The organism is Citrobacter telavivensis, assembly GCA_009363175.1.
Lineage (GTDB): Bacteria > Pseudomonadota > Gammaproteobacteria > Enterobacterales > Enterobacteriaceae > Citrobacter_A > Citrobacter_A telavivensis.
In genome coordinates this window covers 3,710,496-3,735,099 of sequence record CP045205.1, presented here as the reverse complement: position 1 = coordinate 3,735,099, position 24,604 = coordinate 3,710,496, and the positions used below count along the sequence as shown (strand labels likewise).

The window sequence follows — 24,604 nt, the reverse complement described above, 5'->3', positions numbered from 1 at the left end:
ATGTTATTTTCTATGTTAAATCATGAAGAAGTAATGGATTACACCCTTTACTGTTTGCAGGGTATGGTCGAAAGCGGTGTGGATATCCAACCGGACAGCGATCTGGTTAATGATCTTGGGCTGGAATCAATTAAGGTCATGGATTTATTAATGTTGCTGGAAGATAAATTCGATATTTCTATCCCCATTAATATCTTGCTGGATGTCAGAACGCCTGCGCAATTAATGGAAGCGTTAATCCCTTATCTGGAGAGTATCAATGAGTCTTTATGATAAATTCGCACGCCTTGCCAGCGAGCGGGAACAATTTCGAATGACGGGGATTAACCCATTTGGCACCTGTATAGATGAAGTGTATTCCGCAACCGAAGGGCGGATTGGCAACCAAAAGATTATTCTGGCGGGTACCAATAACTACCTGGGACTAACCTTTAATGCCCAGGCGATTGCTGAGGGGCAGGCGGCATTAGCGAACCAGGGGACGGGTACGACCGGTTCACGGATGGCAAACGGCAGTTATGGACCGCATTTAGCGTTAGAACAGGAGATTGCTGCGTTTTTTGGCCGGTCGTCGGCCATCGTCTTCTCCACGGGCTATACCGCTAATTTAGGGATAATCAGCACGCTTGCCAATCATAATGCGGTGGTACTGCTGGATGCGGACAGCCACGCCAGTATTTATGATGCCTGTGCGTTAGGCGGCGCAGAAATTATCCGTTTTCGCCACAATGATGCGAAAGATCTGGAACGACGTATGGTACGCCTCGGTGAGCGCGCCAAAGACGCTATCATCATTGTCGAAGGCATTTACAGTATGCTGGGCGACATCGCGCCACTGGTCGACATTGTCGACATCAAAAAACGGCTGGGTGGTTTTTTGATTGTCGATGAAGCGCACTCCTTTGGCGTGATGGGGGCGACGGGGCGAGGACTGGCGGAAGCGACGGGGGTAGAGCAGGATGTCGACATTATTGTGGGAACCTTCAGTAAGAGCCTGGCTTCCATTGGTGGTTTTGCCGTAGGCGATCGGGGTATGGACGTTCTGCGTTACGCCAGTCGCCCTTATATTTTCACCGCATCGCCTTCGCCGTCGAGCATTGCAACCGTTCGTTCTGCGTTAAAAACGATCGCCGCGCAACCGGAGTTGCGCCAAAAGCTGTGGGATAACGCAGTGCGATTGTATGAAGGGCTTGAGAAACTGGGTTATGAGCTGAGTTCACACATCAGCCCCGTGGTTCCGGTTATTATCGGTACGAAAGAAGAGGGGCTGCGTACCTGGCGCGAACTGATTGCCGCAGGCGTTTATGTGAATCTCATTTTGCCACCGGCAGCACCCGCCGGGATCGCGATGCTACGCTGCAGCGTTAATGCGGCACATACCTACGAGCAGATTGACACGATTATTCAGGTATTTGCACAGCTGAAAAAATAATATTCTCTCCCCGCAGCGGATATTCTTCCTGAGAATACCTGCTGTGGTTTCTGAATCTTCGGTCCATCGCGCAACTTGATAAATGTTGTGATATCAGGGCTGGCGATCGAATCGAAAAACAAGGATTAACGCCATCGCCAGAAGCAATGCCGGCGGAGCCAGCGTTGTCATCTGCACATTAAGGGAATACAGCAACCCCAGGTTGACGATGATCTGATCGCAGACGTAAGTCAGCAGTCCAACGACCACGCCGACGGCTAAGCGACTCCCCAGTCCGGGGGCGCGGGGGGCGCTAAAAGTGAAAGGGATTGCCAGTAAAATCATCGCCAGAATCAAAAGCGGATGCCCTACTTTTTGCCACAACGCCAGCGTAAATTCGAGGCTGGGTTGGCCCGTGCTCTTCAGGTAGGAAATATAATGACCGAGTTGCTTAACTGAAAAGCTACTGCTGGGCAGGGTGAGTTCCTGTAGGCTCATACCGGCAAAGAGAGATGGCCACGCTACGCTCTCTTTCGTCTCTGTTGTCTCCTTACCGTTGGCCCACTCTTTTTGATTTACATCCTCAAGCTGCCAGGTTCCGTTGTCTGAAATGGTCGCCGTTTTCGCATAAATATACCGTTGTAGAGAATGGTCCGCCCGATAGTAAAACAGCTCAATGCCTACTGGCTGGCGCTGTTCGTTCAGCGACTTCACCGTTACAAACTCATTGCCGCGCCGGGCCCACAGAATGTTTCCCGCCATATCGTGACGGGTAAAGCGCGTCTTTATCTGCAATGCCCGCTGTTGCATTGGCGAGGCAACCCATTCATCAATGACACCAAGGGCAACGGTTAGCATCAGTCCCGCGCAAAGCGTCACCATGGCTATTCTGAAAATTGAATATCCCGTGGTGCGTATTGCGGTTAACTCCCCGCTTTTCGACAACTGTCCCAGCCCGACGATGCCGCCGATCAGCGCGATAAACGGGCCAAGATCGATGAAAGTTCTGGGCAATGTCATCAACACAACCATCACGGCCTGCGTCCAGCGATATCCGCCAGGATTCACATCATCGAGTTCGTTGATCAGATTGAAGGTGGTAAACAGGGGAAGCAATAACCCTGCGGCAGCCGCAAATCCCAAAAAGAGATTACGTATTAAATAGCGGCTGAAGATGTTCATCGACGAATTTTCCACAGCAGAGTGCCGTCGCGGATCAGCAGCAGAAACAGGCCAGCCAGCATGAGCAGGGGAACCAACCACAGGCCCGGAGTCACGGGCAACGCGCCGTTGGCAACCAGCGTGCGGCAAATGTTGCCGCCATAAAAAATGATGACGAATAAGAGCGTGAGTGGGAGCAGCGTGGAAAACCGTCCCTGGCGTGGCCTGACGCGGCTTAATGGAACAGCGAGTAGCGCCATTAGCAATGCGCTGACTCCACGACTTTCCCGCCATTGCAGTTCCGCAGCATCAGCAGGTGCAGAGGAGCGGGAGAGCGTAGCGACGGATTTCGCCTTGCGTTTGACCTCGTCACTCTGGTCGAACGGTTTCAGGTTCAGTTTGAGATTGCGAAAAACCTGCTCGTTATCATCCCGCCCCTGATGCGCCAAAACATAGGCGGTACCGGTGTGCAACATCACCGTGGGGGTCGACGGCGATGGGTCGACAACGTCAACACTGCTGGCCCTGAAGATACTGGTCCTGTTGTCAGAGGAGGTATAAATCAACGTATCGCTGAGATGAGCCGCGTCGGGATCAATCTGCCGGGCGAGGATCATCCGCCCATTGTTGTTGATATTAAACTTTCTTGCCTGCAGATGACGGACATCCAGCTCAGACTGCGACTGTTGTTCTAGCTGATAAATTTGCGCGTAAGCCCAGGGTCTGCCGTACAGTGACAGCAGCATCACCAGAATGCTTAATGGAATGGCGAGGAATATGACGGCGCGATAAAGGCACGAAGGCGTAGCGCCGGAGGCGGATATCGCTGTGATTTCCGAATCGGTATACATCTGCCCGAGGGTGACGCCGACGGAAACATACAGGCCGACGGGGAGCAGCATCTCCAGCGCAATCAGTACCTTGTAGAAGACAACGTTCAACACGACGTCCAGGGCTAATGTGCCGTTTGCCGCGTCGGTCAGGTAGCGCTGCGCGCAATAGCTGGCGAAAATAAAGATCAGAAAACCCACGAGGGTCGCTACCAGTCGTTGAATACTGGTCATGATGTAGCGTTCAATTAATTTCATCGCGGGCCCGGCTATTCATCAACCATCTTATGTACCATCGCGATAACCTGATGCACCTCTTTTGGCGTCAGATCGCCATCTTTTGCCCACAGGACGCGGCCCTCTTTGTCCAGCACCAGAATGGTTGAACTCATCTCATTGAGTTGCCAGGTTCTGCGGCCCAGTCCGCTGCTGTCGATGATAAATTGTGCCCATGGGTAGCGGCGTTTGTTTTTTTCTATTTTTCCGAGGACGAAGAAACCGGAGCCAAAGATCACATCGTCGGTATTCACGATGGTGGTGGGTTGAAAGCGGTCCTGGGGAAAATTGGCTGCCTTTACGGCCTTAATCAGCATTGAGTTTTTCTTTTTTGCGGATTTTCGCCCGGCGATGTACTGAACAATGCGCACCTTTCCCGCCAGTTCGCTGCTGTTCCAGTTTCGGTAGCTAAACGCATCATGATTATCCAACTGCAATTCGCCGCGATCCGTAATGACGATCGGCTTGACCGGTTGGCCTTCGACAAAGTTATGCGCGGACGCCAGCCATGGCGAGAGCAGGAGTGAAGCAATCAGTAATCGACGTAGCAGCATCGCAGATCCTTTATTTCGCTGAGTCGGGAAGGGCAATCATGTACAGCTCGACCTACAGAGGATAATGAGTGAGCAATTGTTCTATACGTTCGCGAATAGCGCTATCCAGTGCGCTCGGCGCGTCGTACGGTTTTCTCATTTCCATTGCATCGGTCACCATCTCATCATGTCGGTCTCCCATCAGACCATTAATCGCGGCCAGAAAGCGGGAGACTGCGCGGGCATCGTGATTGTCCGGATCGAGGGAACGTAACGTGTCGTAATACGAAACCTGCTGACTAATGATTTTCCGCATGGCATGAAATTCACTTCCTGTCAGTTGCGGTCTGGTAATTAATTCTCGCAGCGTGCGCATTTGCGCCTGACAATAGACCATAAATCCGCTTGTCGTTTCTGACTGACTGTGACGCAGGGAATACTGGACGACTCGCCAGACGGGGAAACTCAGGTAAATACGCAACAGCCTTCCATAAGTGGCAGTAATCGTTTTATTCCCATTACGAAATCCGTCCTGGAAATGGCCGAGAAAAACGGTGGTTTTGCTGAATAAACGGCCTGCCTGGTGGTTTTTGCGATAGAGTCGCTGAGCAAAACGTAAATGTTTATAACGCGCGCGAATGTGTTTGTATTGCATCCGTTCCTTTTCTGACAGCTCGCAGCCTCGTAATTGCTTCAGTACCAACCGTAGTAAGTCCTTGCGGGTAAAACCGTCCTCCCAAAACTGCAGGCACAGATCATAACAGCGGCGGATGTTGACGTCGGTGCAGTCAATCTGCACACGATCCGGCAGTACGGCATGGCGATCGACGATGTCATCTTCTTCCACCGCGACAAACAGGCGCTGGAGAACGTCAGGCGAGAATTTTTCGTGCGTCATGAGTGAGTCTCTTTGGCTGCGGTAAAGGGCAACCTACGGCGATGGTGATAAGCGTGTATCGTCGGGATCAGGGAAAGCAGTACATCCAGGCATTGTCCGGCGAAGTAGGCAAACGCCGCGCCGACCACGCCAAAGAGATGCGACAGCCCTGGCAGCAGGACAATGTAGGCGATGGAAGCGATGGTCTGCGCGGTCAGAAAAGCCCGTTGTTTGCCGGACATCAGCAGCAGTGATTCCTGGGGAAACCCCAGCATCGACACAATAATCGCGCCAAGCATAATCTGGATGAGGTCGTACGCCTGCAGGTATTTGACGCCAAAAACCAGCGAAATGAGCGGCTTACCGACAATCACCACAACAAGCGCCACGGCGATGCCGATACCACCGGCTAACAGCGCCGATTTCATTCCCAGTTGCCACGGCTTTTTGCTGCGCGGATCTAAACGCATCACTTCGGGATAAAAGCTCTTGGCAAGCAGTTGCGCCGGCGTGCCAGTGGCATCGAAAAAGGTCATCGCAATTTTGAACAGTCCGGCGGCGGCGGGGCCAAGAACGACACCTACCAACACCGTGCTGCATGAATTTCGCGCAGACCAGATAGTGTGGGCAATATTGGTTGACCAGACAAAACTCCATGCGCCCTGGAGGCGGCGCGCCGATTCGAACAGCCGTGGGCGTAGCGCACCGTGAATATTCCGGCTACGCAGTTCGCGCGCGGCAAACCACCAGTACATCGTGCCACCAATCAGGCTGGAGGCGTACCAGGCGATCACGAAACCGGCAAACCCAAAGTCACCGAAATAGGCGATAACGCTGCCAAGTGCGCGCAGGAAGGGTTTGGTCGCCTGCTGGATGGCAATCAAGTCAAAGCGGTTTACCGCCCGTAAAATCCCCGTTGGGGTCGATGAGGCCATGGAAGGGATTAGCGTGCAGTACAGCATTGCCAGCCAGAAGCTGTCGGCGTCGAGGCCTAACGAGTGCGAAAGAAACGGCAGTAACCCCATTCCGCAGAGGATAGCCACCGCGCCGCTGGCGATGTCCAGACTAAAAGAAAAAGAGATCACATCGCGAAACTGCTGCAGGTTATTGCTTTCCAGCGCGGGTGTACCGTACTGAACGACCAGTTGCCATGTCTGGAATTTGGCAAAATCGCTAATGGCTTTGGTATACGACTGAATGATGACCAGCACGCCAAACATCGCTGGCGTCACGCCTTTACCGGCGCAGGAGAGCGCCAGTAAACCCAGCAGGGCACTCACCACGTTGCTGGAGCCTAAATAGGCACTATTACGAATGATGGTGCGAAATGCGCCATCAGCAAACCACTTTTTCATAGGAGAAAACCCGTCAGGCCAGGTTAATCATCACTCAGCGGGAGCAAACCCGCCCAGTATAAAATCTCAGTCTGGCGAATGGCACCGCGCCTGAGTTCAGACAGTCTTTCGCTCTGTGCGCCCCGACTCCGTTGAGGGCTGATGCGTCACGACATCACGCTTCTACGCCGGGAATTCCGTGCCGCAACGGATGCGGCAGCCAGCGCCTTTTCCAACACTTCGCGGTAGGGCGCTCGGGAATCCAGATCGAGAATTCTTGAGCCGTTGTAGGTGAGCTTCACCATGACGTCGATTTTGTCGCGCAGCTCGTTGTAGTCATGGTCAGGCTTACGGGAAAATGCGGTATCAATATCGATACCAAGACGAATAATGAGTTCAGGACGGCATAACGCCATTTCCTGATACAGGCGGGATTCGCGCTTTGCCATGCGGGTTTTCACCCAGCCCGTCGCGCGCTCGATGCCAATACCCGGTCCGTCATAATGGAATCCGGAAATTTCGGCCTGAGGGTAGCGATCGCTGATCACCAGAACGCCGCTTTGCGCCAGCCGCTGCGCTTTGCGTAAGTTAGCCATTCGGCGCACAGAGAATCCGTACATAATTAACGTCGCCCAGAGTGCGGGGGCTCGGGTACTCATGCTTTGCGTTTTTGATGATTTCGCCGCCAGTCGCCGCTCAAGCCATGTGCCGATCAGCGGCAGACGCTTGATTTTGTTGCCATCCTCTCCGGAGACAAGCCCTAAATAGTGGCGCTCGGTCACCCACTTTTGTTGCAGGTTTTTAACCAGATCGGCCGTCAGCGTGGATTTGCCGGTACCATCGCAGCCGACAACGGCAATAAGTCCTTGAATGTATTCCGGCAACGGCGCATTCAGGGGGCTTGAGTTCTCTGTTTCCATGTCGTTCCGTCTTAAAAAGGACTCGCAAATCCGATCCGGTGATCGCGAAGAGAGGCTTGAATTGAACGTAATGATGCAATAAGAATTTTATCCGCCGGTTCCCGACCATTCAGTTCGAGGATTGTCGCCCCATTGAACGTCAGATGCGGCGTGACCATGATCTTCTCGTGAAGAATGGACAGTGGATGGTCAGGCTTGCGCGAGAATGCGGTTTCTTCATCAATATCCAGCCTGATCAGCAGCAGGGGGCGCCAGGAGGCCATCCACTGGTACAACTGGAGTTCGCGCGCTTTCAGAAGGCGCACCCACCAGTTGCCGTCCGTTGTGTTGGCTAACTGCGGCCCGTCAAAACGAAACCCGGGGACTTCCGTCTGGGGGTAACGATCGACGATAAATAATGTGCCTTGCCGACTCTGGATCAACATGTTGCGGAATTTATACGCTCTCCAGCAGGAGAGCAGGAAGATTACCAGCGCCGTCATGTTTCCTGGCGGTGACGAGGGGCGCTGGTGCACACGTGCCGCTTTTGTTCGCAGGTAACGACCCACCGACGCCCCGATGACGGGCAAATGTTCGATCCATTCACCAATACGACCAGAAGACTGCCCGAGATAAAGCTGTTTTGTCGGCAATTGTGATGCCAGAAGAGGGGCCAGACTGGCAGCCAGGGTTGATTTACCTGAACCATCGCAGCCGACTATGGCAATCACCCGAACGAAAGGGGGATTAATAGTGGGAATAGTATATTGACTCACGAAAGATCCAGTTTAAATAAAGGGGTGTATATTCGCTGTGGTGTCCCAAGAATATCTGTTCAACAAAGTTGTGACAATGTCTAATTGTCGTTTTAGTATTAATAGTTATATCCAAAAGGGTATCGCGTTAATAAAGTATTCATGATAAGGATTTTATGTTGAGGGTATATTTATGATATCAATGAAACCTCCGCTAATAGCCATTATTGGCAGCGATGGTTCGGGGAAAACAACGGTCTGTGAACATCTTCTGATCTGTTTGCAGAAATATGGTCCCGCAGAAAAAGTGCATTTAGGTAAACAGGCCGGAAATGTGGGGCGCGCCGTGGTTAAATTACCGTTAATGGGAAAATCATTAGGTAAAACTATTGAGCGTAATAAAGTTAAAACTGCGAGAAAATTACCAGGCCCTGTACCCGCATTAGTGATTATGTCCTTCGTGGTGCGTCGGTTATTGCGCTTTCGTCATATGCTGGCGTGTCGACGCCGTGGGCTAATTGTATTAGCCGATCGCTATCCTCAAATACAAATTCCCGGAGCTTATGATGGCACCGTGTTTCCTGCCAATGCTGACGGAAGTCGCTTCGTTTCCTGGCTGGCTGAACAAGAACGCTCGGCGTTCCGCTGGATGGCCAGTCATAAGCCGGATTTAGTGATAAAACTGAATGTAGACCTCGATGTTGCCTGTGCGCGTAAACCCGATCACCGCAGAGAAGCCCTGGCCAGAAAAATAGCAATAACGCCACAGTTGACCTTTGGCGGCGCACAATTGGTCGACATCGATGCGAATCAACCGCTGGATGATGTACTGGCGGATGCGGAAAAAGCGATAGCAGAGTTTATGACAGCCCGCGGCTATCATTACCGTAACAATAATACGGATGCCGTTAGCCTCACCCTTCAGTAAATTCGTTCTGTTTCTGTATGCCCAGTCTGGCTGACTGGGCATTTTTACGCACATATCGCTTCACCTGAACCGTCAGTTGGCTCAGAGAAATTGCAGGGAAGCCCAGTACAGACATCCCGACAACAGAATTGCCGCAGGCAACGTAAATACCCAGGCCATCGCGATGCTGGTGACGGTTTTTCGCTGCAATCCTCCACCGTCGACAATCATCGTTCCCGCTACGGCAGAAGAGAGTACGTGCGTCGTAGAAACCGGCATCCCAATATAGCTGGCAAGACCGATTGAGATTGCCGCCGTGATCTGCGCGGACATCCCCTGGGCATAGGTCATCCCTTTCTTACCAATTTTTTCGCCAATCGTGGTTGCCACGCGACGCCAGCCAACCATGGTTCCCATGCCCAGCGCCAGCGCGACTGACATGATTATCCAGATCGGCGCATACTCAATCGTGCTCAGCATATCGGTTTTCAGTTTCTTCAGCAGATGCACATCGCTACGGCTGATATCCGGCAGGTTCGCCACTTTATCCGTTGTATCGGAGATGCACAGCATGATGCGTCGTAGCTGACTGCGTTGCGGCACGCTTAATGTGTCGTAACTCTCCAGGTTGGCAGGCAACAGTGCTTTGACGCGATGAATGGCATCCATCGTGTTTGCGGGGTGGCAATGAAATTCCGTCGCCGGTGCGATATTTGCCGCCGGTGTGACAGGCGGTTGAGTCTTGTCGGCGACCTGTTTTAACGCGTCGGGATGTTGCAGGAAGTAAACCTCAAGATTGCTGACCGCGTCGCGGGTGCGGGTGATTTCGTATCCGGTCGCGCTCATGTTCACCACGAATCCGGCTGGTGCAATCCCCACCAGGACCAGCATGACCAGACCGATCCCTTTCTGACCATCGTTCGCCCCGTGAGAGAAGGCCACGCCGGCTGCGGAGGAAATGAGCGAAATACGCGTCCAGAATGGTGGCTTCTTTTTCCCGCCCTTTTTTTTCCGTTCTTCAGGGAGGCGATGGATGCGATCGCGTTTCTTGGTACCGCTCCAGTAGCGGCGCAGCAGGAAGATAAGGGCGCCTGCAATCACCATTCCGACGACGGGAGAAACGATCAACGAAGCAAAGATATTGACCACTGCCGGGATGTTCAGCGCATCGACTACCGAGGTTCCCGTCATCAGCGCGTTGGTTAACCCGATACCAATAATTGCGCCGATCAGGGTATGGGAACTGGAGGCGGGTAAACCGAAATACCAGGTCCCCAGGTTCCAGATAATCGCCGCCAGTAACATAGAGAAAATCATTGCGAGGCCATGCGACGAACCCATATTGAGCAGTAAATCCGTGGGTAGCATATGCACAATGGCATACGCAACGCTGAGTCCACCCAGTAGAACGCCAAAAAAGTTGAACGCTGCAGCCATTATCACCGCCAGTTGAGGTTGCATGGCTCGGGTATAGATGACGGTCGCAACTGCATTGGCGGTGTCATGAAATCCGTTAATCGCTTCGTAAAACAGGACAAAGACCAGCGCAAGTAAAAGCATCAAGCTGGTATATAAATCCAGACCAGCAAATAAATGTAGCATAGAGAATATCCCGCCATTTTGAGGAGACGAACGGGCGCATTATCATTGACTTTATTATTTCGGCAAAGTGAAATATCGTTTTTTTGGATGCGATATCAAGATTGCTTTATGTGACCAGAGAGAATTGAATCGTAGTCGTACAATTTATCTTCAAAACAAAAACAACAGTGATAAATTTATTGGAAATATTTGTTTTGTGAATATATATCTGGGATTTTATTTATTAATGCGACGAAGTTGCTCATTGCGCAGAAAGAACGGCTATTATTCTGGCGATAGGAATAGTCAGTTGGTTCGCCTGAGCGTTTCTTTCAGGCGAACAGACGGTGACGTTATTCATTCATATAGAGAGACTTACCGCGATACCCTATTCGGTGTGAAAGTTCCAGGGCAGCGGCTGAGATCATTTTACCCAGTACCTCAATTTTTTGCCGATCGTCTTTCACTTTGGAAAATAAACTGGCCACGCTAATCGCTGCGCTAACATGCCCGTGGAGGTTGTACACCGGCGCGGCGAGACAAAAGACTTCGCTGTTATGTTCCCTGTCATCGACCGCATAACCCTGCTGTCTTGCCTGGGCGAGTATGGACATAAACTGTGCTTCATCCGTGATGGTATAGGGGGTGACGGGACGCAGGCCACCGGTTCGTTTTACTATCGCGCGCACTTCATCATCGGGCAGGGTGGCGAGAATGGCTTTACCCAGACCGGTGCAGTAAAGCGGATTACTGGAACCAATACGTGCCGAGGTTCTGACGGAATTGGGGCTTTCAACCTTGTCCAGATACACCAGTTCATCTTTGTTCAGAATCGCGAGGAAAGCCGTTTCGCCTGCGTTTTCAACCAGATTTTCCAGCGTGGCGTGGGCGACATCGCGAAAAGGCGTTCTGTCGAGATAGTGAGCGCCGGTCTGGAACAGCTTCATGCCCAGCCTGAACGTTTTCTGCTTTTCGCTGGTCTGCTCCAGATATCCTTTTTCAAGAAGGGTATACAAGATATCAAAAGTGGTACTTTTCGGGATGGCCAGAAATTTGCTGATCTCTGAAATGGTGAGATCTTCTTTGCTCTGCGCAACCAGCTCCATGATTTCCAGTGCCCGTGCGACAGAGCGGTTAATCTTCTCAGACACGTTCTTCCCTCACTGTAGTTTTAATGAGCCGCAGTATAGCCAGGCGGACTTCATGAACACAATGAAGGAAAAACGTGCAGGGCGATGTGCCGGTGTCATTTATCGGTGTTTGTTATCACGAAACGCCCGGATAAATGCCTCCGCCTGGCGGGTGATTTTTCCCCATTCGCCGTCTTTTACCCACTGTTTGTTTGTCAGCGCGCTCCCGACGCCGACAGCAAACGCGCCTGCTTGCGCAAAGCTTGCCGTATTTTCAAGCGTGATGCCGCCAACCGGGATCAGCGCGAGATTATCGAGCGGCCCCTGGATCTCTTTGAGATAATCGATGCCCAGGCTGTTTGCCGGAAAAAGCTTCAACAGATCCACGCCCAGGCGACAGGCCTGGAGGATTTCGGATGGCGTCATCACCGCCGGAATCATCAGTCGTTGCTTCTCATGAACCATAGAGACGACGTCGGGATTGAAATCAGGCGACAACACGAAATCAGCACCAGCATCGATAACCAGTTGTGCCATGACGGGATTGATAACGGTTCCCGCACCCACCTTCATCTTGTCTCCCATTTTCGTTTTTAGCGCGGTGATACTTTCCAGATAACGTGTCGAATTGCACGTCACCTCTATCACCTCAACGCCACCTGCATATAACGCTTCAGCCAAAGGCAAAACAGATTCAGGCTCGATACCGCGCACGATGGCAATAAGTCCGGTCTGTTCTATAGCGTGAATAACGCGATGTTTAATCATTGATAACCTCTGTTAAAAGTCAGGGAGATTTCCCCCTGACGGTATTATTCTTCTACTTTTACCGGCTCTTTTACGATGAACCAGTAACAAAGTGCAGCACAGGCCGCGATGATCCCGCCGCTGACGAAAGCCAGGGTATAAGAACCGGTGATATCGGCGATCAAGCCGGTGGCAAGGGGGGAGAGCGATCCGGCAAAATAGCCGCCGAAGTTCTGGATACTGCCGACTGACGCCACCATCGATGACGGGGCAACATCGCCAGGCAAAGCCCAACCGGTCGCTGAGAGCGCGGAAAGCAGCGCCATGGCAATCACCAGCAGCGTTAATGTTGCAAACAGACCATCCACCATCGGTACGGCAATGACTGCAATACCCGCGAGTAACGCTGAGATACTGATCGTGGCGCGTTTTGCTTTGAGGGAGTCGGTAAAGATATTTTTATCGATTAACCATTTGGAGATATATCCCCCCATAATGGCACCGACAATACCGCCGAAATAAGGAATACTGGCATAGATCCCTAACTCTTTAAGCTGAATATTCTGAGTTTTCATCAAATAGAGCGGCAGGAATGTAGTGAAAATATTCATCATCCATACATAGCAAAACCAGCCTAATATCATTCCCCAGATGCAACGGTATTTGAATAATCCGCCCCAGCTAATTTTCTCTGACTCACTGGTCAGTTTTTCCGCGGTACCACCGCCGCCTTCCTTGATATAATCCAGTTCCTCTTTGGTGATACTCGGATGTTTTTCTGGCTGGTGGTAAGCAAAAATAAAGAACACCACGAAGACCAGACCAATCGCACCGGCAATATAAAATAAAGAACGCCAGCCCAACGGCACGATGATAGCCACCAGAATCGGCGGAGCAATGGCCGGCCCCCATTTTGAGGCGGCATCCCAGAAACCCGTCGCCAGCGCGCGCTCTTTTTTAGGGAACCATGAGGCCGTAATTTTGGCTGCACCAGGCCAGCAGGGGGCTTCAGTAATCCCTAAAATTCCGCGAGCGAAAATCAGGGTCATCATACTGCTGCACGCCCCTGTCAGCATGGTGGCGCCGCTCCACAACGCGACGGCCCAGCCATAGACTTTTTTAGGACCAAAGCGGTCAACCAGAAAACCAGCAGGGAGTTGGCACAATGCGTAAATCAGCGCGAATACCGACCCCAGAAGTCCAATATCGGTATTGGACAGATTCAATTCTTTCATCATATCGGGCGCTGCAATGGATAAACTCGCACGATCCAGATAGTTAATAATCCCGCCGATTAATAAGAGGAAAACAACAAACCATCTTTTACCGCCTCGTTTTTTTACTACGGCACTTTCTTTTACGGTCGTGTTCATAAATTAAACCTTTATTTTTGTAGGGTACAAAGGAGTTAAATAATATTTTTTCGTTTCGCCAAAGCCAGTAATCCTTCTGCGGACAAGGATTTATTTTCCGGTGCGACGGTTATTTTTCCGTTAAACCACGGGTCATGATCAATTAAGGTGGCGAACGCGAGTTTGAGAACTTCTTTACCGCATACCACGATGTGCGTATCCGGCGGACAGTCAAATGCCCGACTATTTTTAACTGCCTGAAGGTCATCCTGTAATACGGCGCCAAGCAGTACGTTCGCTTTCTGGTTCAGTGATAAGGAAGCAAACATGTCCAGCACGCGAACCGAGAAACAGGTGCGGGAAAGTCCGGTTTGCAGGCACTGGCTGGCCCCTTGCAATAACGAGGGGCTGTCGATGCTGGTCGCGAATTGATGCTGTAAAGAGCTGGCGAGGATAGTATGTCGGGTAATGACTTCCAGAAGCTCGCCACCCAGGGTGGTTACGCAGCCTTCAATGCGGTTTTGCGCATCAATTTTGACAAATTTAGAATGCGATCCCGGTAAAATGATCAGCGCAGGCCCACGGATATCAAGGCTACTGAGTACGCCAATTGCTTCCGTTTCTTCGCCGCGCATCATGTCCATCTGCTCGACGTTATCCAGTGAGACGGCACCTTTGTGATTTCGTATGCCAGGAACGAACCAAATGGGTTCATCGGTAATCTCTGGCAGATGCGCGGGCGTCATGCCTTCTGCCAGTTCTTTTAATCCGGCAGGGGCGACGAGATGGGGGATCTCAAATAAGCCCACGTTGGAGGTAATCATTCCGGCTGAGAGGTAAATAACCTTTGCGTCGCAAGGGATGCCAGCTTTCTGTTTCACGTCCTGTACGGCGTCGCTGACACCTTGCATCAATGTGGCCGTACTGCCGGTAATGGCAGTGTCACGCACGCCAGCGGCACGCGCCGCTTCTGCGAGTAATGTTCCGTCCTGCCAGGCGCAGACGCGGGTATTCGTTGTTCCGGTATCAATGGTAATAATTGTCATGTTGTTTTCACCTTATTGCGGGTTATTTTGTATCGCGCGGGCGATGGCGCTCGCTCCGGTTATTGCCAGCATGTCGATACTTTCCGCATCGGAAATAATGTGGAAGCGCGCATTACGTTCTGCATAATGTGAAAAGATATAGTGGTATAAGGTGCAGCGTGACGCATTCCCAATGAGATAGACGTCACCGTTAAGATTAAATCCCTGGTGTTGGGCATCTGACAGCAGTTTTAGATCGTCGCAGGCCATCGCGCTTTCAAGAAATAATTTTCTCTGCGCCGCCGTGGTCGGTAAGGAAAATTGTAAGAAGCGCGTCATTAATACGGTACGCAGGAAACCGCTTTGCGAAATGGAACGGTACGCCGCATCAATAATCGTTTCATCTAAAACAGCGTCTTCAGCATTCTCTACGCTGGAGGCAACGAATGTCTGTTTCAGAATGGCGGCATAAATTTGACCGCTGAGTGAGGTAATGCTGCCGGCAATTTCTCCTTCTTCGTTGATGGAGATGAGTTTGGTGGTTGAGCCCAGTTCAATCAGCGTGCAGGGCAATGTGGGTTGCCAGGCTAACAATACGCCTGCGGCCTGGGTTTCTTCCCCGCGCATGAGGTCGATGCCCCTCAGATCCTCCCACTGTGCCGTGGTTTTATTTTTTATCCCGGGAATCAGTATCACCGGGATATTCAGCGGCAGAAGGGTATGACCAGCGAAACGCACGGCATGTTTAGCCAGTTGCTCAATACCTGCCGGCGCTTCCCGGTGCGGTATTTCATGAAGTCCCAGATTAGAGGTAATCATTCCTGAGGCAATAATAAATTCAATCTCCTCAGTCGACAGTGAGTGCCTGCTGAGCAATGCTTTTATTCCGGAGGCCATCTCCGTTTTCAGAAATTCATTACTTCCCTTATCAATGGTGGAATTTACACCGGCCTGGATAACAGACCTGTCGATGACACGGAGGTCGCCTGAATCCATAAGATACAATCGTGTTGCCGACGAGCCAGAGTCAATAATAATAAACATGACTATTCCTTTGTCGTTTAAAGGCTGCGGGTTAAAAGATCGCGAAGCATCGTCGCATCAGGCACGCGTGGATTATTGTTTAAAACCACATTCATCGTGGTTAGCACGTTATTAATGATCCAGTCGAAATGCGCTTCCTTCACGCCAAGTTCGGTCAGCGTCGGGAGCATATTGATGCCTTTCAGGAAATCGGTCACTGCGGCGACACTGCTTTGTGCCGCTTGCTCGCTGGTCATTCCCTGCGTGTTAACGCCCATTGCCTGCGCGATGGCGGCAAACTTCTCTGGAGATGCGGACCAGGTGTATTCAAGAAAGGCCGGATAGACCGCGGCAATCCCTTCTGCATGCACCACATCCAGCAATCCGCCCATCGGATGTTGCAGTGCATGCGGTAATGTCGTTCCCGCACAGTCGATCGCCATTCCCGCGAGTGTGCTGGCCAGCGTTACCTTTTCCCAGGCGTCCAGACAGCTCACGTCTTCGTAAACCCGCGGCAGGTTTTTTGCCAGCAGACGAATGGCCTGCAGGGAAAGCATCTCACTGAATGGATTTGCGTTGCGCGAGATATAGGATTCCAGGGCATGGAAGAGAACGTCTGCACCCGGTCCGGCGATAACGCGTTTGGGCAGGGTGAGCATCAGCTCAGGATCGATAATGGCGGCGACAGGGTAAATGAGTGGATTGACCAGCCCCTTTTTGTCATGCGTTTGCGGATTGGTGAACACGGCAGTACGGTTCGCTTCACTGCCGGTACCGGCAGTGGTGGGGATTAATATCACCGGCAACGCGCGCTGTGCCTGTTTTTTGCCAAACACATAATCCCAGATACTGCCTTCATTACAGGCGCAGAAGGCGATGCCTTTGGCCATGTCCATTGCACTGCCGCCACCGATTCCGATAACCAGATCGCAGCGTTCGTCTCTGGCCAGTGCCGCGCCTTCCTCAACCAGTGTCGAAAGTGGATTCTGCATAAAGCGATCGTAAATGGCAAAGGCAATACCGGCGTCAGAAAGCGCCTGTTGCGCACGTTCGAGTTGACCCGTGTGTTTGGTGCTGTCAGACACGACCAGCAACACATTACGCCCGTGCTTCGACGCTATCTCGCCTAACTGATTGAATTTACCCGCGCCGAAATAAAACTTAACCGGATTGCTGTAATCGAATGCGCTCATCATTTCTCCATGTTGTTCGTATATACGGACTATGTTCGTGTATGTGATTATGATTGATCTGTTTCTGCGCTAAATGCAATTCCTTTTGGTGAAACAATGAGCACTGTCACACTTTGAATGTGAAGTATCGGCAGACGGTTTTCTTCCTGTCGGCTTTGTAAAATCCGCAATCAGTCCTATAGTCCACTGAGTTTCTTTGTTTACAGGATCCTCAAATGCGTTTTAACGGACTGAATAAAGGTTTTTTCCTTTTTCTTCTCGCTATGGTGACATGGGCTTTCTTCGATGTGCTGTCGCCGTACTTTTCCGCCATCTTATGGGCCGCAATTCTGACGGTTATCTTCTACCCGGTTAAAAATAAGCTGCGTTCGGCATTGGGGGAGCGTAACGGGGTCGCGTCTCTGTTGACGCTGGGTATCATCTGCCTGATTGTTTTCATCCCGTTAATGCTGATCCTCTCCTCGCTCGCCGTTGAACTGAACGTGGTCTACAACAAGTTGCAGCACAACGACGCTCAGTTCCCGGAGGTGGTAGCAAGTTTGTTTGCACATATGCCGGAGTGGGCGCGTTCGTTTCTTGCCGATCACGGTCTCGATAACGCTGCCAAAATCCAGCAGAAACTGTCTGATGTGGCATTAAAGGGCGGGCAATATCTGGCCGGTAGCGCCTTCCTGATTGGCAAAGGCACCTTCGGTTTCGCGATCAGTTTCGGCATCATGCTCTACTTGCTCTTTTTCCTGCTCAAGGATGGGCCGTATCTGGTTCGGCAAATTCTCGACTCGCTGCCGTTGTCGAATTTCGTTAAGCAGCACCTGTTTGCAAAGTTTGCCGCGGTCTCACGGGCGACGGTGAAAGGCACCGTTGTGGTGGCGATCGTGCAGGGGACGCTGGGCGGGATTGCGTTTTACATTGTCGGTATTGATGGCAGTATTCTGTGGGGAGCATTGATGGCGTTCCTGTCGCTGATCCCCGCCGTGGGTTCCGCGATTATCTGGGTGCCAGCGGCTATCTATCTCTTTTCGACGCAGCAACTGTGGCAGGGCTTTTTCATCGTCGGCTTCTTCGTGGTGGTGGTGGGATTGGTGGATAATATTCTGCGCCCCATTCTGGTCGGCAAAGATACCAAAATGCCGGACTACCTGATTCTGATCACCACGGTGGGCGGAATGGAGATTTACGGCATCAATGGGTTTGTTATTGGTCCGCTCGTTGCCGCGCTGTTTATCGCCTGCTGGAACATTCTCTCTGGTCGCGATCACGAGGGGAATGCCGAAGAGCTCGATAAAGATTTTATTGAGGATGGCATCCACGAGGACAAGAAACCGGAGTGATCGTCAACCACCGGATGGCGGCAGATGCCCCATCCGGCTCCTGTTAATGTCCAATCATCCTTGCTTCAGGTATCAGACGGAAGTAAAGCTGCTCCGGCACCGGACTGTCCCAAACGCCCATCAGCATCGCGAATGCAATGAGGGCAAACATAATGCCGAGTACCAGCAGCGTCATCGCCATACCTGACAGCGTTCCCCGGCGCGTTTCTGCCTTTCCCGTTGGTGTGTGCAGGGAAAATGTCAGCGTTGAGGCGACCGGGCAGGATTCCACGCAGGTCATACAGCCGGTGCATTCAACCGTTCGCACCTGAATCAGCTTATCCACCGGGATGCGCGACGGGCAGTTTTTGGCACATTTCCCGCAGTCGATGCAGCTTTGCGCATTGCGGCGGATTTTGAATGGTGAGAGCAGGGAAAGTAGCCCGAGCAGGGCGCCATAGGGACACAGATAACGACACCACGCGTTGCGAATGAACAGGCTTATCACCACCAGTAAAGCGACGCTCAGCAGCGTGATCGTGCCGATGTTACGAAAGAAATCGAGCATCTTCACATCGATAATAATGCCGTAGGCCGACATCATAAAATACGGAATACCCTGTGCCGGCATCGACAACGAAATGTAGAGAAAAAAGGCCAGCAGCAGATATTTCAGGCCGCGCAGGGGGATATCCAGCCAGCGAGGCAGCGAAAAGTTGCGACCAAATAATGTCTTACCTGCATCGGCGATAAGTTCAGACAGCGTACCCACCGGGCACAGCCACGAGCAGAACGATTTCTTGAGCAGCAGGCCGATCAGCATAAACGCGACCAGCAGGAGCATGGCGGCGGCGTGAACAGGGGGCAAAATGCCGGTCTCCAGCGTGTAGCGCAGGTTCATCAGACCCGCAATGGGTAACCAACCCTCAATGCCGCCAGGTCGGGGAACGTACACACTGGACCCACCGGTTTCGTAATAACGTACCCAGTAGTAAAACGTCACGCCAATGTAAATATTGATCGCCAGCAGCAGCCACTGTGTGGCTTTGCGCCAGGTGGAGGCATTACGCCAGTCGTTCCACGGCAATTTGCCGCCCGTTGTTCCTGGGCGGCGTTGCCAGCGCTTTCTGCTTTTTTCGCTCATTGCCTTCTGACTTCCATAAAGTGGCATTTTGAATACCACTATCCTACGGCTATCCCTTTGAGCCAGCGTTGATTTATATCATCGCCTGATAAATGGGCAGCTTTCGCTGCCCTCAGACCGCTGACAAAGAAGGAAAAAACGTGGTTTTTCCTTCTTTGTGATGATCAGCCGAAAACCAATGAATTGATTTTCCTTGTTTTTAATTAGGTGATCTCTGCTTGTCCGGTATCGGGATGAGGTTTGTCATCACTACCAGGGCAGCTTTCGCTGCCCTGAATTTATGGATGAGGGTTAAACCGCGCGAGTCGTTGTCGCAGCAGGCGATTTTCCTGGCGTAAACGGGTGTTCTCTTCCAGTAGCGTTAGCGCCACGGCGATCCCCGGCCAATCGAGCGCCAGTTCTTCACGTAGTCGCAGGGCGCGCTGCACCACGGCGGCCGCATGATCGTCAAACTGCCAGTTGTCCGCCGTTTCGGCATAAGGTTCGATGACGCCCAGACCCACTATCTCATTCAGGTCTTCCTCCGTCACGCCGGTATGCAGGCAAAACTCGGTAACCGTAAAGGTGATGGTGACGTTAGCCATTATGCTCTCCCCCAATCTTTGCGCGGATCAAATCCTGACTGTGTTTCTGCCAGTTGTTGCCACAGCGCCGTTGCGCGTTCATCCGGTTTCGGCGGCATCACAATCTTAAGCACGACATACAAATCACCGGTCTGTTTTTTGCTAACCAGACCCTTACCTTTGATGCGTAACCGTTGTCCAGCCTGGCTGCCGGGGGGAATGGTGACCAGAATGCTCTCTTTCAGTGTGGGGACGGCAATTTTCGCACCCAGCGCGGCTTCCCACGGGGCGAGCGGCACCACAATTTCCAGATCCTGATTAACGATATCAAACAGGGGATGCGGCGCGATGTGGATAACCAGCCACAAATCACCGTTCGGTCCGCCGTTTTCACCCGGCGTACCCTGGCCTTTCAGACGAATGCGTTGGCCATTGCCGACGCCTGCCGGGATCTTCACGTTCAGGGTTTTCGGGATTTCATGTTCAATCATGCCAAACGCATTGTAGACCGGCAGGTTATAGCTGATGGTTCGGCTGTGTTCCGCGAGCGTTTCTTCAAGAAAAACCGCAACTTCAATTTCAATATCATGTCCCCGGCTGGCACGGTGCTGGCGCGACTGGCGCGCGTGCTGACCAAAAATAGAGGAGAAAATATCGTCGAAGTCTTCGGCGTTGTAGCTCTGGCCCTCGCCCTGCTGGAACTGGCGATTGAACTGTGGGTCATTGCGGTGTTGCCAGAGCCGATCGTATTCGGCGCGTCGCTGTTCATCGCTCAGCACTTCCCAGGCTTCGGCAACCTCTTTAAAGCGGGCTTCGGCATCGGATTCTTTGCTGACATCGGGATGATATTTGCGGGCCAGTCGGCGGTAAGCGGTCTTGATAGTCTTGAGATCGTCCGTCGGCTTCACGCCCATGATGGCGTAATAATCCTTTAATTCCATAGCGTTCTCTCGGGTTAATCAATACAGGCTAAAGGAAGCCCTGAAAAGGTGTCACCAGTAAGTGTAGGGTAATCCTGTCGCGGGCGAATGCCAACCCGCGAGACAACATAACTTTACAGCCCGGAGGTTGCGTAAAACACGCCAGCCGTTAAGATAACTCGCGTCAATGAGTGAGGGTGTAATGGCGAAACGTCAACGGATGGGATGGTGGTTCCTCTGCCTGGCATGTGTCGTGGTGATAGTTTGTACCGCGCAGCGCATGGCGGGCCTGCACGCGTTGCAGATGGAAACAACCACCATCACGGCGACGACATCGCCGACGTCCGGGGCAGAGGAAACGTCACCCGCGACCCCATGCGAGCTCAGTGCGAAATCGCTGCTGACTGCGCCACCGGTTGTTTTTGAGGGGGCGATTCTCGCGCTCTGTTTACTCCTCGCCTTGTTAACCCCGTTCAGGACGGTTCGCTTACCGTTCTTCCCACTGCGCGTTATTTCCCCTCCCGGACTCCGGGTGCATCTCCGATTCTGCGTTTTCCGCGAATGACAGAGCGGCTGTTTCGTACCGTTAGCTAATCATTCATGGAGAAAAATTATGATTTATGCCTTCAGGCAGGCACTGATCTGCCTGTTATTACTCTGGCTGCCCGCGTCATGGGCAGCAGAGAGCGGCTGGCTGCGTTCCCCGGAGAACGACCACGCCAGCGTACGACTGCGCGCCGATACGTCAGCGCAGGGGGAAACCCGTCTGTTGATCGACGTTAAACTGGAAAACGGCTGGAAGACATACTGGCGCTCGCCGGGGGAAGGCGGCGTTGCGCCTGCCATCACCTGGAAAGGAGAGATGCCGACGGTGGACTGGTTCTGGCCGACACCGGCCCGTTTTGACGTCGCCGGTATCACCACCCAGGGCTATCACCAGCAGGTCACGCTTGTGCTGGCCGTCCGGGGACCTGCGCCCAGCCGCATCGCTGGCGTGCTGACGCTCTCCACCTGTAGCAATGTGTGTCTGCTGACCGACTATCCGTTTTCACTCACGGCGTCTTCGCAGGATGCCGGGTTTGCGCATGACTATGCGCAGGCGATGGGGCGCGTACCCCTGACGCAAGGTCTGACACAAACGCTGAGCGCCAGTGCGCGTAGCGGTGAGCTGATCGTCGAGGCGCAGCGCAGCGGTGGTTGGATCTCGCCAGCGCTATTCCTTGATAGCGTAGAGGATGCGGATTTCGCCAAACCGCTTATCCGGGTCGACGGAGACAGACTTCGCGCGACGGTGCCGGTTCACGATAGCTGGGGAGAAGGGGCGCCGAATCTGCGTGGCAAATCGCTCACGCTGGTGCTGGCAGATAACGGCGTGGCGCAAGAGAGCCAACTTACCGTTGGCGATGAGCCGGTGTCCGAGCACGCCGGGCTACCGCTCTGGCAGGTGATCCTCATGGCGCTGGTGGGCGGATTGATCCTCAATCTGATGCCCTGCGTGTTGCCGGTATTGGGGATGAAACTGGGCTCCATTCTGCTCGTCGAAGAGAAAAACCGTCAGCAAATACGACGCCAGTTTCTCGCCTCGGTGGGCGGTATTCTGCTCTCCTTCATGGCGCTGGCGCTGCTGATGACCGTGCTACGACTGAGCAATCAGGCGCTGGGATGGGGGATCCAGTTCCAGAATCCGTGGTTTATCGGTGCGATGGCGCTGGTGATGTTGGTTTTCAGCGCCAGTCTGTTCGGTCTGTTTGAATTCCGTCTGCCGTCATCAATGACCACCCGACTGGCGACTTACGGCGGCAACGGTCTGGCAGGACATTTCTGGCAGGGCGCGTTCGCCACGCTGCTGGCAACACCGTGCAGCGCGCCGTTTCTCGGCACGGCGGTGGCGGTGGCGCTGACGGCGTCGCTGCCCGTGCTGTGGGGGCTTTTCTTCGCCCTCGGCGTCGGGATGAGCCTGCCATGGCTGCTGGTCGCGCTGCGTCCTGGTCTGGCGCTTCGTCTGCCGAAGCCGGGACGCTGGATGAACGGGCTGCGACGCTTGCTCGGCCTGATGATGCTCGGTTCTGCCCTCTGGCTGGCAACGCTGCTTCTGCCTCATCTGGGTTTTACCTCCCAGAGTGCGGCGAAAGAGAGCGTCCACTGGCAACCGCTCAGTGAACAGGCGATTACCGATGCGCTTGCGCAGAATAAGCGCGTATTCATTGACGTGACCGCCGACTGGTGCATTACCTGCAAGGTTAATAAATACAACGTACTGAACACCGACGCGGTGCAGGCGGCGCTACAGCAGCCGGATGTTGTGGCCCTGCGCGGCGACTGGACGTTGCCATCCGATGACATCACCGCGTTTCTGACATCCCGCGGTCAGGTTGCCGTACCGTATAACCAAATTTATGGCCCCGGCTTACCGAAAGGTCAGGCGCTGCCGACATTATTAACTCGTGACGGTCTGTTAAACATGCTGGCCGGGGCGAAAGGAGAAACACCGTGAAGTTACTGATAATCCTGTTATTTTCCCTACTCAGCGCGTTCAGCTTCGCCAAAGAAGGTGCGCCGTTTACCCCAGCGCAGGAAAAACAGATCGAAGCTCTCATTCAGGAGGCGCTGTTTAACGATCCCGCCAGTCCGCGCATTGGCGCAAAACAGGCAAAACTGACGCTGGTTAACTTCACGGATTACAACTGTCCATACTGCAAACAGCTTGATCCTCTGCTGGAGAAAATCGTGGCGAAATACCCTGACGTGGCGGTAGTCATCAAACCGTTGCCGTTCAAAGGCGAAAGCTCGGTATTGTCTGCGCGCACGGCGCTTACCACCTGGCGTGAATATCCGCAGCAGTTCCTCGCGCTGCATGAAAAACTGATGCAAAAGAAGGGGTATCACACGGACGTTAGCATTAAGCAGGCGCAGGAAAAATCGGCTGCCACCCCGGTCACGCTGGATGAAAAAAGCAATGAAACGCTGAGTACCAATCTGCAACTGGCACGATTGATTGGCATCCAGGGCACGCCGGCGACAATCGTTGGTGATGAACTGATCCCTGGCGCCGTCTCCTGGGAGGTGCTTGAAGAGGTCGTCAAAGAAAAACTGGCGGTGGCGAATGGTCAGTAAGCTGCGGCGCTGGCTGCGTGAAGGTCTGATTTTTCTGACGCTGCTGGCTGGCGGGATGCTGCTGATGGATGCCTGGCGCGCGCCGCAGGCGCCGACTTCTTTCAACAGTACGCCGCTCAACACGTTGGATGGAGAACGGGTGACGCTGGCGGCATTGAGCGAGGAAGAACCGTTGCTCATCTATTTCTGGGCCACATGGTGTGGCGTCTGCCGCTATACCACACCGGACGTTGCCCGCTTGCAGGCACAAGGGAAGAACGTGCTGACCATCGCGCTGCGCTCGGGAGATGAACAGACGCTCACGCGCTGGCTGGCGCGTAAAGGGATTTCCTTTCCCGTGATTAACGACGCCGACGGGGCACTTTCCCGCCGTTGGGATATCAGCGTTACCCCCACGCTGGTCGTGGTGTCGAAAGGGCAGGTCGTTTCAACCACCAGTGGCTGGACCAGCTACTGGGGGATGGTCCTGCGGCTATGGTGGGCGAAAGTCAGTTGAATAAAGCGCCGGGGAAACCCGGC

At 52.9% G+C, this 24,604-nt stretch carries 25 protein-coding genes; 8 read left to right on the top strand and 17 right to left on the bottom strand.

What is annotated here, in order from left to right; translation table 11 throughout:
* Window positions 1–12 precede the first annotated feature (12 nt).
* Window positions 13–273 (top strand): acyl carrier protein, encoded by a 261-nt coding sequence (locus GBC03_20305; protein QFS72380.1) that lies wholly within the window; start codon window positions 13–15, stop codon window positions 271–273.
* A complete protein-coding gene (locus GBC03_20300; GenBank protein QFS72379.1) occupies window positions 260–1,432 on the top strand; it encodes an aminotransferase class I/II-fold pyridoxal phosphate-dependent enzyme in 1,173 nt (390 codons plus the stop codon). Before GBC03_20305 ends, GBC03_20300 begins: the two co-directional genes overlap by 14 nt.
* Window positions 1,433–1,525: 93 nt before the next feature.
* Here the strand turns inward: GBC03_20300 and lptG are convergent, their stop codons facing one another.
* From lptG to GBC03_20265, 7 genes are all read right to left on the bottom strand, one after another.
* A complete protein-coding gene (lptG, locus tag GBC03_20295; GenBank protein ID QFS72378.1) occupies window positions 1,526–2,593 on the bottom strand; it encodes an LPS export ABC transporter permease LptG in 1,068 nt (355 codons plus the stop codon).
* The gene (gene lptF, locus GBC03_20290; protein ID QFS72377.1) at window positions 2,590–3,660 is read right to left on the bottom strand and encodes an LPS export ABC transporter permease LptF; all 1,071 of its coding nucleotides are present in this window, start codon (window positions 3,658–3,660) and stop codon (window positions 2,590–2,592) included. Before lptF ends, lptG begins: the two co-directional genes overlap by 4 nt.
* Before the next feature lie 11 nt (window positions 3,661–3,671).
* Window positions 3,672–4,232 carry a YtfJ family protein gene (locus tag GBC03_20285; protein QFS72376.1) on the bottom strand — a complete coding sequence of 187 codons (561 nt, stop codon included), beginning with the start codon at window positions 4,230–4,232 and terminating at the stop codon, window positions 3,672–3,674.
* A gap of 52 nt (window positions 4,233–4,284) precedes the next feature.
* Entirely contained in the window at window positions 4,285–5,109 is an 825-nt protein-coding gene (locus tag GBC03_20280; GenBank protein QFS72375.1) for a hypothetical protein, read from the bottom strand.
* Window positions 5,106–6,443: an oligosaccharide flippase family protein gene (locus GBC03_20275; GenBank protein QFS72374.1), complete on the bottom strand. Its 1,338-nt coding sequence runs from the start codon at window positions 6,441–6,443 to the stop codon at window positions 5,106–5,108. Before GBC03_20275 ends, GBC03_20280 begins: the two co-directional genes overlap by 4 nt.
* A 146-nt stretch (window positions 6,444–6,589) precedes the next feature.
* Window positions 6,590–7,342, bottom strand: coding sequence for a hypothetical protein (locus tag GBC03_20270; GenBank protein ID QFS72373.1), 753 nt, complete (start codon window positions 7,340–7,342; stop codon window positions 6,590–6,592).
* A gap of 11 nt (window positions 7,343–7,353) precedes the next feature.
* A complete protein-coding gene (locus GBC03_20265; protein ID QFS72372.1) occupies window positions 7,354–8,097 on the bottom strand; it encodes a hypothetical protein in 744 nt (247 codons plus the stop codon).
* A 172-nt stretch (window positions 8,098–8,269) separates the two neighbouring features.
* Here GBC03_20265 and GBC03_20260 point away from each other — a divergent pair, with 172 nt between their 5' ends.
* Window positions 8,270–9,004: a thymidylate kinase gene (locus GBC03_20260; protein ID QFS72371.1), complete on the top strand. Its 735-nt coding sequence runs from the start codon at window positions 8,270–8,272 to the stop codon at window positions 9,002–9,004.
* An 81-nt stretch (window positions 9,005–9,085) separates the two neighbouring features.
* Here GBC03_20260 and pitA read toward each other — a convergent pair whose 3' ends face one another.
* From pitA to GBC03_20225, 7 genes are all read right to left on the bottom strand, one after another.
* The gene (gene pitA, locus GBC03_20255; protein ID QFS72370.1) at window positions 9,086–10,585 is read right to left on the bottom strand and encodes an inorganic phosphate transporter PitA; all 1,500 of its coding nucleotides are present in this window, start codon (window positions 10,583–10,585) and stop codon (window positions 9,086–9,088) included.
* A gap of 332 nt (window positions 10,586–10,917) precedes the next feature.
* Complete coding sequence (locus GBC03_20250; GenBank protein ID QFS72369.1) at window positions 10,918–11,715, bottom strand: helix-turn-helix domain-containing protein; 798 nt, start codon at window positions 11,713–11,715, stop codon at window positions 10,918–10,920.
* A gap of 99 nt (window positions 11,716–11,814) precedes the next feature.
* A complete protein-coding gene (eda, locus tag GBC03_20245; GenBank protein QFS72368.1) occupies window positions 11,815–12,462 on the bottom strand; it encodes a bifunctional 4-hydroxy-2-oxoglutarate aldolase/2-dehydro-3-deoxy-phosphogluconate aldolase in 648 nt (215 codons plus the stop codon).
* Between the two features lie 44 nt (window positions 12,463–12,506).
* Complete coding sequence (locus GBC03_20240; protein QFS72367.1) at window positions 12,507–13,814, bottom strand: MFS transporter; 1,308 nt, start codon at window positions 13,812–13,814, stop codon at window positions 12,507–12,509.
* A 35-nt stretch (window positions 13,815–13,849) separates the two neighbouring features.
* On the bottom strand, window positions 13,850–14,839 hold the full coding sequence (locus tag GBC03_20235) for a 2-dehydro-3-deoxygalactonokinase (protein QFS72366.1): 990 nt from the start codon (window positions 14,837–14,839) through the stop codon (window positions 13,850–13,852).
* Window positions 14,840–14,851: 12 nt separating this feature from the next.
* On the bottom strand, window positions 14,852–15,862 hold the full coding sequence (locus tag GBC03_20230) for a hypothetical protein (GenBank protein ID QFS72365.1): 1,011 nt from the start codon (window positions 15,860–15,862) through the stop codon (window positions 14,852–14,854).
* Window positions 15,863–15,879: 17 nt separating this feature from the next.
* On the bottom strand, window positions 15,880–17,037 hold the full coding sequence (locus GBC03_20225; GenBank protein ID QFS72364.1) for an iron-containing alcohol dehydrogenase: 1,158 nt from the start codon (window positions 17,035–17,037) through the stop codon (window positions 15,880–15,882).
* 212 nt (window positions 17,038–17,249) lie between these two features.
* Here GBC03_20225 and GBC03_20220 point away from each other — a divergent pair, with 212 nt between their 5' ends.
* Window positions 17,250–18,365, top strand: a complete 1,116-nt coding sequence (locus GBC03_20220) for an AI-2E family transporter (GenBank protein ID QFS72363.1) — start codon at window positions 17,250–17,252, stop codon at window positions 18,363–18,365.
* Window positions 18,366–18,408: 43 nt separating this feature from the next.
* Here the strand turns inward: GBC03_20220 and GBC03_20215 are convergent, their stop codons facing one another.
* The 3 genes from GBC03_20215 to cbpA all read right to left on the bottom strand — a co-directional run bounded on the left by GBC03_20215 (window position 18,409) and on the right by cbpA (window position 20,992).
* On the bottom strand, window positions 18,409–19,488 hold the full coding sequence (locus GBC03_20215) for a 4Fe-4S binding protein (GenBank protein ID QFS72362.1): 1,080 nt from the start codon (window positions 19,486–19,488) through the stop codon (window positions 18,409–18,411).
* Window positions 19,489–19,766: 278 nt separating this feature from the next.
* On the bottom strand, window positions 19,767–20,072 hold the full coding sequence (gene cbpM / locus GBC03_20210; protein ID QFS72361.1) for a chaperone modulator CbpM: 306 nt from the start codon (window positions 20,070–20,072) through the stop codon (window positions 19,767–19,769).
* Entirely contained in the window at window positions 20,072–20,992 is a 921-nt protein-coding gene (gene cbpA, locus GBC03_20205) for a curved DNA-binding protein (GenBank protein ID QFS72360.1), read from the bottom strand. The genes cbpM and cbpA overlap by 1 nt, the downstream gene beginning before the upstream one ends.
* Window positions 20,993–21,173: 181 nt before the next feature.
* Between cbpA and GBC03_20200 the strand changes: the two genes are divergently transcribed.
* From GBC03_20200 to GBC03_20185, 4 genes are read left to right on the top strand one after another with little or no spacing between them, the layout of a single operon-like run.
* The gene (locus tag GBC03_20200) at window positions 21,174–21,536 is read left to right on the top strand and encodes a copper resistance protein (protein ID QFS72359.1); all 363 of its coding nucleotides are present in this window, start codon (window positions 21,174–21,176) and stop codon (window positions 21,534–21,536) included.
* Between the two features lie 48 nt (window positions 21,537–21,584).
* The gene (locus GBC03_20195; GenBank protein QFS72358.1) at window positions 21,585–23,465 is read left to right on the top strand and encodes a DUF255 domain-containing protein; all 1,881 of its coding nucleotides are present in this window, start codon (window positions 21,585–21,587) and stop codon (window positions 23,463–23,465) included.
* On the top strand, window positions 23,462–24,085 hold the full coding sequence (locus GBC03_20190) for a thioredoxin domain-containing protein (protein ID QFS72357.1): 624 nt from the start codon (window positions 23,462–23,464) through the stop codon (window positions 24,083–24,085). The genes GBC03_20195 and GBC03_20190 overlap by 4 nt, the downstream gene beginning before the upstream one ends.
* Window positions 24,075–24,581: a redoxin family protein gene (locus tag GBC03_20185; protein QFS72356.1), complete on the top strand. Its 507-nt coding sequence runs from the start codon at window positions 24,075–24,077 to the stop codon at window positions 24,579–24,581. Before GBC03_20190 ends, GBC03_20185 begins: the two co-directional genes overlap by 11 nt.
* The last annotated feature ends 23 nt before the right edge of the window (window positions 24,582–24,604 follow it).